This is a genomic window from Micromonospora noduli, assembly GCF_003264365.1.
GTDB lineage: Bacteria > Actinomycetota > Actinomycetes > Mycobacteriales > Micromonosporaceae > Micromonospora > Micromonospora noduli.
Window position 1 is genome coordinate 94,709 of sequence record NZ_PYAK01000020.1, and the last position, 8,092, is coordinate 102,800.

At 69.9% G+C, this 8,092-nt stretch carries 7 protein-coding genes and 1 pseudogene; 2 read left to right on the plus strand and 6 right to left on the minus strand.

What is annotated here, in order from left to right; genetic code table 11:
- Positions 1–13: 13 nt before the first annotated feature.
- Positions 14–1,531: a depupylase/deamidase Dop gene (gene dop / locus GUI43_RS17345; protein WP_112587330.1), complete on the minus strand. Its 1,518-nt coding sequence runs from the start codon at positions 1,529–1,531 to the stop codon at positions 14–16.
- A 37-nt stretch (positions 1,532–1,568) separates the two neighbouring features.
- Entirely contained in the window at positions 1,569–3,194 is a 1,626-nt protein-coding gene (locus GUI43_RS17350) for a DUF2142 domain-containing protein (RefSeq protein WP_146758858.1), read from the minus strand.
- Between the two features lie 153 nt (positions 3,195–3,347).
- On the opposite strand from GUI43_RS17350, the gene GUI43_RS33905 reads away from it, so the two are divergent.
- Positions 3,348–3,701, plus strand: a complete 354-nt coding sequence (locus GUI43_RS33905) for a GtrA family protein (protein ID WP_170158748.1) — start codon at positions 3,348–3,350, stop codon at positions 3,699–3,701.
- A 63-nt stretch (positions 3,702–3,764) separates the two neighbouring features.
- Here GUI43_RS33905 and arc read toward each other — a convergent pair whose 3' ends face one another.
- Entirely contained in the window at positions 3,765–5,549 is a 1,785-nt protein-coding gene (gene arc / locus GUI43_RS17360) for a proteasome ATPase (RefSeq protein ID WP_030332887.1), read from the minus strand.
- Positions 5,550–5,727: 178 nt separating this feature from the next.
- Between arc and GUI43_RS17365 the strand changes: the two genes are divergently transcribed.
- Positions 5,728–6,021, plus strand: a complete 294-nt coding sequence (locus GUI43_RS17365) for a ferredoxin (RefSeq protein WP_091408893.1) — start codon at positions 5,728–5,730, stop codon at positions 6,019–6,021.
- A 50-nt stretch (positions 6,022–6,071) separates the two neighbouring features.
- Here GUI43_RS17365 and GUI43_RS17370 read toward each other — a convergent pair whose 3' ends face one another.
- The 3 genes and pseudogenes from GUI43_RS17370 to GUI43_RS17380 all read right to left on the minus strand — a co-directional run.
- Positions 6,072–6,644: a hypothetical protein gene (locus GUI43_RS17370; RefSeq protein ID WP_091408625.1), complete on the minus strand. Its 573-nt coding sequence runs from the start codon at positions 6,642–6,644 to the stop codon at positions 6,072–6,074.
- A gap of 46 nt (positions 6,645–6,690) precedes the next feature.
- Complete coding sequence (locus GUI43_RS17375) at positions 6,691–7,692, minus strand: tRNA (adenine-N1)-methyltransferase (protein ID WP_428842219.1); 1,002 nt, start codon at positions 7,690–7,692, stop codon at positions 6,691–6,693.
- A pseudogene (locus GUI43_RS17380) lies at positions 7,689–8,092 on the minus strand (peptidase M50); the annotation flags it as partial. The gene GUI43_RS17375 and the pseudogene GUI43_RS17380, both read right to left, overlap by 4 nt.

Sequence of the window (8,092 nt, forward strand, 5' to 3'; positions counted from 1 at the left end):
GAGGCACCGGATCTCAGCCCCCGGTCAACGTCTCCAACAGGTCCTTGGCGCTGGCACAGCGGTCGAACAACGCCCCGACGTGCGCACGGGTGCCCCGCTCCGGCTCCATCATCGGAACCCGGACCAACGACTCCCGGCCCACGTCGAAGATCACCGAGTCCCAGCTCGCGGCAACGACCTCGGAGGCGTACTGGGCGAGGCAGCGACCGCGGAAGTAGGCCCGGGTGTCCTCCGGCGGCTCGGTCATCGCGCTGCGCGTCTCGTCGTCGGTGAGCAGCGTCTTCATCGCCCCCCGGCTGACCAGGCGGTGGTAGAGGCCCTTCTCCGGCCGGACGTCGGAATATTGAAGGTCGACGAGCTGGAGCTTGTGCGAACCCCAGCCGAGCTTCTCCCGCTCCCGGTAGCCCTCCAGCAGCCGCAGCTTTGCCACCCAGTCCAACTCGTCGGCGCAGAGCATCGGATCCCGGCCCAGCCGGTCCAGGACGCTCTCCCAGCGGTCGAGCACGTCGATGGTCTGCTCGTCGGCGTCGGTGCCGTACCGGTCGTCGACAAAGGACCGGACCCGCTCCAGGTACGCCCACTGCAGGTCGAGGGCGGTGAGCCGACGGCCGTCGCGCAGTCGCATGCGGTGCGTCAGAGTCGGGTCATGGCTGACGGCGCGCAGCTCGCTGACCGGGTCGGCGATGCCGAGGTCGGCGCCAAGGGCCTTCTCCTCGATCATGGTGAGGATCAGCGCGGTGGTGCCGACCTTGAGGTAGGTGGAGATCTCGGAGAGGTTGGCGTCGCCGATGATGACGTGCAGCCGGCGGTACTTGTCGGCGTCGGCGTGCGGCTCGTCGCGGGTGTTGATGATCGGCCGCTTGAGGGTGGTCTCCAGGCCCACCTCGACCTCGAAGAAGTCGGCACGCTGGGAGATCTGGAAGCCGCTCTGGCCGCCGTCCTGGCCGATGCCGACCCGGCCGGCGCCGCAGACGATCTGCCGGGTGACGAAGAACGGCGTCAGGTACGCCACGATGTCGGCGAACGGCGTCTGCCGGCGCATCAGGTAGTTCTCGTGGGCGCCGTAGCTGGCGCCCTTGTTGTCGGTGTTGTTCTTGTAGAGGTGGATCGGCTGGGTGCCCGGGATGGTGGCGGCCCGGCGCGACGCCTCGGCCATCACCCGCTCGCCGGCCTTGTCCCAGCGCACGATGTCCCTGGGGGTGGTGACCTCGGGGGTGGAGTATTCGGGGTGGGCGTGGTCCACGTAGAGCCGTGCGCCGTTGGTGAGTATCACGTTGGCCAGGCCGAGGTCTTCGTCCGCGAGGGCCTCGGCGGGGTCGTACGCGGCGCCGGAGTAGGTGAAGCCGCGGGCGTCGCGCAGCGGCGACTCTTCCTCGTAGTCCCACCGGGCGCGGCCGCCCCGGTTGAGTTCGGGGCGTGCCCCATAGGCGTTGACCACCTGCGACGAGGTGACCATCGGGTTGGCTCCGGCCTGCCCGGGCACGGAGATGCCGTATTCGACCTCGGTGCCCATGATCCGTCTTACGCTCATCGACCTACCCGCTTCGCTCGCCCGACCCGGTCCCCCGTCAGGTCGAGCGTAGTCCGCCCTGAGCACCTGCACTCTGCAGGTGAGTGCCGGCGGGGCGGAACAGTTCGGTGGATTCGGTGTCGGAACGCTCAATGGTCGGCGTCGGGTCGTCGCTCGCGGTGGAGCGCGTGGTCCAGACGAGCCACCCGAACAGCACCAGGCCGAGGCTGGCGCTCAGCAGCGGGATCACCGAGCCGACCACCGGGTGCCAGTCGCCGGCGAGGGGGTTGAGACTGCTCAACCCGATGTTCGCGGGCAGGCCGTTCTGCCAGCGAACCATCGTGTACGCCAGGCAGAAGAGCTGGATCGGCAGGAGGAGCAGCACGGCGAGTCGGGTGAACGAGCGGGCCCGGGCGATCTCGAAGCCGCGTTGTTCGGCGATCCACGCGGCGTAGAGCAGGACGCCGACCAGCATGGGCAGCATGTAGCGGCCCTGGGTGACGAAGCCGCTCTCGTTGACCAGGGCGATCTGCATGAGGGAGGGGACGGCCACTCCGCCGCCGAGCAGCACGAGCAGCCGCCACCGGTCGAGTGTGCTGCCCCAGACGACACCGATGAGCAGCAGCGCGCCGGCGACGAGCTGCCAGATCAGGTACGGCGGGGCGGGCATCCGGGTGTCCAGCCAGGAGGTGACCCCGACGATCTGGTCGAGGTATCCCCGCCACCGGTCGGCCTCGCGCAGCGCCGCCTGCCCATAGGTGAGCCGGTCGGCGGAGTAGTTGCCGAGGTCGGAGGTCTGTTGGCGGACGGACCAGGCGACCACGACGAGGGTGGCCAGGACGATGCCGCCCGCCCAGAGCTGCGCGGCCCGGTCCCGTAGCAGGCCGAGGAGGTTGCTGCGGCGCAGTGGGAAGGCGAACGCGATGAAGGCGGTCGCCAGCCAGAGCGGGCCGGTCTGGCGCAGCACCGCCAGGAGCAGCGCGCTGATCCCGACGAGGACGATGAGGCCGCGCCGTGGGCCGGGTGGGCCGAGCAGCAGGGGGATGACCGCGCTGAAGAAGGCGATGCCGGCGGCGATCTCCAGGCCGTTCGGGTTGACCGCGCTGGCCATGTGCACGGCCATCGGGGTGGTGACGACGACCAGGGCGCCCATCATGAGGCCGCGACGGGAGCGGTTGCGGATCACGACGTACGCGCAGGCGAGCAGCGCGGCGCAACACAGGGCGCTGATCATGCGGGCGAGCAGGACGCCGGACCAGCCGGGCCAGAGCACTGTCGGCGCGCCGACGAGGGCGTAGTAGGCGGGGAAGTAACGGCCGGCCCCGGTGCCGGCCCGGGTTGGCGTGTCGTCGCTGCCGGGCGGCTGGGCGCAGGCCGCCGAGACTTCCTTCTTGAACTGCCAGCACTGCTCGCGGACGAGACCACCGGGGACGGTCTGGAAGGCTCCGGTGCCCTTCTTCGCGGCGGCCGGCGGGGGTGCGATCTGCCCGGCGGCGACACCGGCTGCCCGGACGATGTGCTCACGCTCGTCCGGGGTGCCGTCATAGGGGGCGGCCATCGACCAGGCGAAGATGATCAGGAAGAACGCGGCGAAGGCGAGGGCCCAGTGTCGTCGGGCGGTGCTCGTGGTGACTGCCGGGCTTGCGCCGGCGGCCGGCGGCGTCACTCTTCCGGGATCAGGCACGTCAACCTCGCGGCTCGCGCGGGCAGGCCCCGCTGGGTGGATGGACAGACGATAGACTCCCTCGTCGTCCTCACCGCTCCGGGTCCCCCCTTGGAGAACTCTTTGCTGTCACCTGTTGCCGATTCCGTCCGCCACCTGTCCCGACACAGTGCTGTGCGGTTCCTGGTTGTCGGTGGTCTGAGCGTTGCCGTGGACACGGGATCACTCTTCGTGTACCACGGAGTTCTCCGGATTGTCCTGCCCGTTGCGGCCGCCATGTCGTTCCTGACCTCGTTCTGGGTCAACTTCGGGCTGAACCGGGCGTGGTCGTTCGGCTCGTCCGCCCAGATGGTGCCGCAGGTGGGGCGCTACTTCGCGCTGGTCCTCGCCAACCTGACCGCCAACGTGGTGCTGGTGTCCGCGTTGACCTGGGCGGGCATGCCGTACCTGCTGGCGAAGCTGCTGGTGACGGCATCGTTGTCGGCGGCGAACTACGTGGTGTCGAAGCGGTGGATCTTCGCGGCCTGACGACGCACTGACATACCCGCAGCGAGGGTGCCCACCGTCAGGTGGGCACCCTCGCTGTTGGGGTCAGAGGTACTGGCCGGTGTTGCTGGCGGTCTCGATGGACCGGCCGGCCTCGGCGCCCTTGCCGCCGGAGACGAGCGTGCGGATGTAGACGATCCGCTCACCCTTCTTGCCGGAGATGCGCGCCCAGTCGTCGGGGTTGGTGGTGTTGGGGAGATCTTCGTTCTCGCGGAACTCGTCGACGCAGGCGTCGAGCAGGTGCTGCAGGCGCAGCCCCTTGCGACCCGAGGTGAGGAACTCCTTGATGGCCATCTTCTTGCTCCGGTCGACGATGTTCTGGATCATCGCGCCGGAGTTGAAGTCCTTGAAGTAGAGGACTTCCTTGTCACCGTTGGCGTAGGTGACCTCGAGGAATCGGTTCTCCTCGGTTTCCGAGTACATCCGCAGCACCACGGCGTCGATCATCGCCGCGACGGTGGCCTGGGGGTCGGTGCCGTGTTCGGCCAGGTCGTCCGGGTGCAGGGGCAGCCCGGAGAGGATGTACTTGGAGAAGATGTCCTTGGCCGCCTCAGCGTCCGGTCGCTCGATCTTGATCTTCACGTCGAGACGACCGGGGCGAAGGATCGCCGGGTCGATCATGTCTTCCCGGTTGGAGGCGCCGATGACGATGACGTTCTCCAGCCCCTCCACGCCGTCGATCTCGCTGAGCAGCTGCGGAACGATGGTGTTCTCCACGTCGGAGGAGACACCGGAGCCGCGGGTCCGGAAGATCGAGTCCATCTCGTCGAAGAACACGATCACCGGCGTGCCCTCGCCGGCCTTCTCCCGGGCGCGCTGGAAGATCAGCCGGATGTGCCGCTCGGTCTCACCGACGTACTTGTTGAGCAGCTCCGGGCCCTTGATGTTGAGGAAGAAGCTGGTGTGCTTCTCCTTGCCCTGCCGCTCGGCGATCTTCTTGGCCAGCGAGTTGGCCACCGCCTTGGCGATGAGCGTCTTGCCACAGCCGGGTGGGCCGTAGAGCAGGATGCCCTTGGGTGGGCGGAGCTGGTGCTCACGGAACAGGTCCGCGTGCAGGAACGGCAACTCCACCGCGTCGCGGATCTGCTCGATCTGCGACTGGAGGCCACCGATGTCGCCGTAGTCGACGTCGGGCACCTCCTCCAGGACCAGCTCCTCGACCTCGCTCTTCGGGATCCGCTCGTACGCGTACGCCGAGCGGGGCTCGATCATGAGCGAGTCGCCGGCCCGGATCGCCGAGCCGATGAGCGTCTCGGCGAGGTGCACGATGCGCTCCTCGTCGGAGTGGGAGACCACCAGCGCCCGGTCGCCCGGCCCGCCGTTCGGTCCCTCCAGGATCTCCTTGAGCATCACCACTTCGCCAACCCGCTCGTAACCGAACGCGTCGACGATGTTGAGCGCGTCGTTGAGCAGGACCTCCTGGCCGCGCCGCAGGTCACCCACGTCGAGCGAGGGCGAGACCGCGACCCGCAGTTTGCGGCCACCGGTGAAGACGTCCACCGTGCCGTCCTCGTGCTTGGCCAGGAAGACTCCGTAACCGCTCGGCGGTTGCGCGAGCCGGTCGATCTCTTCCTTGAGCGTCACGATCTGCGTGCGAGCTTCCTTGAGGGTGCTCACCAGCCGGTCGTTGTTTTCTGTCAGCCGCGCCAACTGTGCCTGGGTGGCCGCCAGCCGCTCTTCGAGCTGCCGGACGTGTCGGGGGCTTTCGGTCAACTTGCGCCGCACCAGGGCGAGTTCCTCTTGCAGGAACGCGACCTGCGTGGAGAGATCGTGGGCTTCCTTCTCCCACCGTGCGGCGCGCGAGTCCGCGTCGTCGCTACGTGCTGCCACGTCCCACCTCCCCGGGGGGCTTGAACGTTCTGCCCTAACACTAGCCGCTATGAGGCCGATTCGGTCCCACGCAACACCCTCGTCACCGAACCTTGATCGCCAAGGGTGGCCTGACGGGCCGTTACCGGCGTTCGGGTACCGTCGGAGCGTGGCACGGGAGAACATGGGGGGTGCACAGGTGGCCGAGGTCGCGACCGACGAACTGCAGGTCTGGGTCGACCAGGACCTCTGCACGGGCGACGGGCTCTGCGTGCAGTACGCGCCGGAGGTGTTCGAGTTCGACATCGACGGTCTGGCCTACGTCAAGGGCGTCGACGGTGAGCTGCGGATGGCACCGGGCAGCCGGGTCGACGTCCCCGCGCACCTGCGACTCGAGGTGATTGACTCCGCGAAGGAGTGCCCGGGCGACTGCATCCACGTGGTGCGCGGCGACGGCGTCGAGGTCGCCGGCCCGGACGCCGAGGAAGACTGACCCACCGGCCGGGCCGCGAAGGCCCGGCCGGGCCCGGTTCGGGGTACGCCTCAGAGCATCGGACGGCCGACGACCGAGGCGACCAACCGCGCGAACTCCTCCAACCGGGCGATCTGCCCGGCCCCGCCGTCGTCGAGGGTCTTGCCGAAGCGCAACGCGTCGTGCCGGGGTGTGCCGGCCATCTCCTCGCTCGGCGGCGCCTCGTCCAACGAGGTGAGCAGCAGGTAGACGTCGATGCTGTCGACCCGGATCTCGCCGCTCTCGGCACGGTTGAGCCGCCGCCGGCAGCCCACCTCGGTGACGGTGGAGACCGGCACCACCCGCAGCGACGAGGTCATCGAGCCCGGCGGGCCCTCCTCCGGCGGTACGTCCTCGCCGTGCCAGAGGATGAGCCGGCTGCCGTCGCAGACCACGACCTCCTGCCACACCCCGTTGACCTCGTTGACGAAGCGTTCCAGGGTGAAGCCGAGCACCGACGCGCCGCGCAGCACGCCGCCGAGCGCCTCCAGGGCGACGTCCGGGTCACGCAGGTAGGCCCGCGCCGCCGACTCCAGGTCCTGGTAGGGCGACCAGTCGGGAAAGACCGCGGGGAGGTCTCCACCGCCGTAGCCCGGTCGGCTCATGCCAGCGTCTCCCCCTGCTCGGCGCTGCCGACACCCAGCTCGATGGTCACGGCCTGTCCATCTCCCCCGCACCGTTGGGCTGCGCGCCTGCGGCCTGCGCGGCGGCGGCCTGTCGGGCCGCCTCCGCCTCGCGCAGGTCCTGGCGGCGCTGCGCGTACGCCTCGGTGCCCTTGCTGGGCTTGCGCCGGCGCGGCGGCGCGGTGACCCCCGGGGCCAGCTTGCGCGCGGACACCAGGAAGGCGGTGTGCGCGATCATCCGGTGGTCCGGACGGACGGCGAGGCCCTCGGCGTGCCAGTCGCGCACCAGGGACTCCCAGGCCCGCGGCTCGGTCCAGCCGCCGCGCTCGCGCAGCGCCTCCACCAGCTCGGAGAGCTGCGGTGTGGTGGCGACGTAGCCGATGAACACCCCACCGGGCACCAGCGCCCGCTCGACCATGTCGAGGGTCTCCCAGGGGGTCAGCATGTCCAGGATGATCCGGTCGAAGCCGGTCTCCCGGCACTGCGCGACGTCGCCGACGTGCAGGTTCCACGAGGGGTGCGGCCCGTTGAAGAACGCCTCGACGTTGCGCTTGGCGATCCGGGCGAAGTCGTCGCGCAGTTCGAACGAGTGCAGCTCGCCCTCGGTGCCGACGGCTCGCAGCAGGGAGCAGCTCAGCGCGCCGGAGCCGGCGCCGGCCTCGAGGACCTTCGCGCCGGGGAAGATGTCGCCCATCGCCACGATCTGCGCCGAGTCCTTGGGGTAGATCACCTGGGCGCCGCGCGGCATGGACAGCACGTAGTCCGACAGGAGCGGCCGCAGGGCCAGGAACGCGGTGCCGCCGCCGGCGGTGGTCACCACGCTGCCGTCGGGGAGCCCGATCAGCGCGTCGTGCGCCAGGATGCCGCGGTGGGTGTGGAACTCCTTGCCGGGCTCCAGCGTCACGGTGTGCATCCGCCCCTTGGGGTCGGTCAGCTGGACCCGGTCGCCGGGCCGGAACGGCCCGCGGTGCACGGGTGTCAGCGCCGGGTTGGCGGGGTCGGCGGCGACGGTGGAGGGAGTTGCGGTCACGGTGTCATCTTCCGGTTGGGTTCGAGGAGCTGTGCCAGGTCCGCGATGTGCAGAATGCCGACGACATCTTCGCCTGACGTCACCACGTACTGTGCGCCCGGGTGGGTCTGTACGGCCTCCATCACCCGCTCGCCGTCCCACCCGACCGACAACGTGGGAAGGGTGCCCAGCGACCGGGCGACGGCGTCGACCGCCAGCCACGGTCGGCGCTCGACCGGCACCGCGTCGGCCGCCGCCGGGTCGACCAGCGCCACCGGTCGACCGGTGGAGTCGGTGACCAGCAGCGCGGCGTCGGGCTGCCCGCTCTCGGCGCGTCGGCGCTGGGCCTCGGCCAGCGGCGTGCCGGTGGCCACCGGCCACACCGGCCGGGCCAGCCGGGCGAGGTCGATCAGCGGGAACC

Coding starts and splice junctions, on each gene's coding strand:
- dop (WP_112587330.1), bottom strand. CDS start 1,531: ATGAGCGTAAGACGGATCATGGGCACCGAGGTCGAATACGGCATCTCC.
- GUI43_RS17370 (WP_091408625.1), bottom strand. CDS start 6,644: ATGAGCCGACCGGGCTACGGCGGTGGAGACCTCCCCGCGGTCTTTCCC.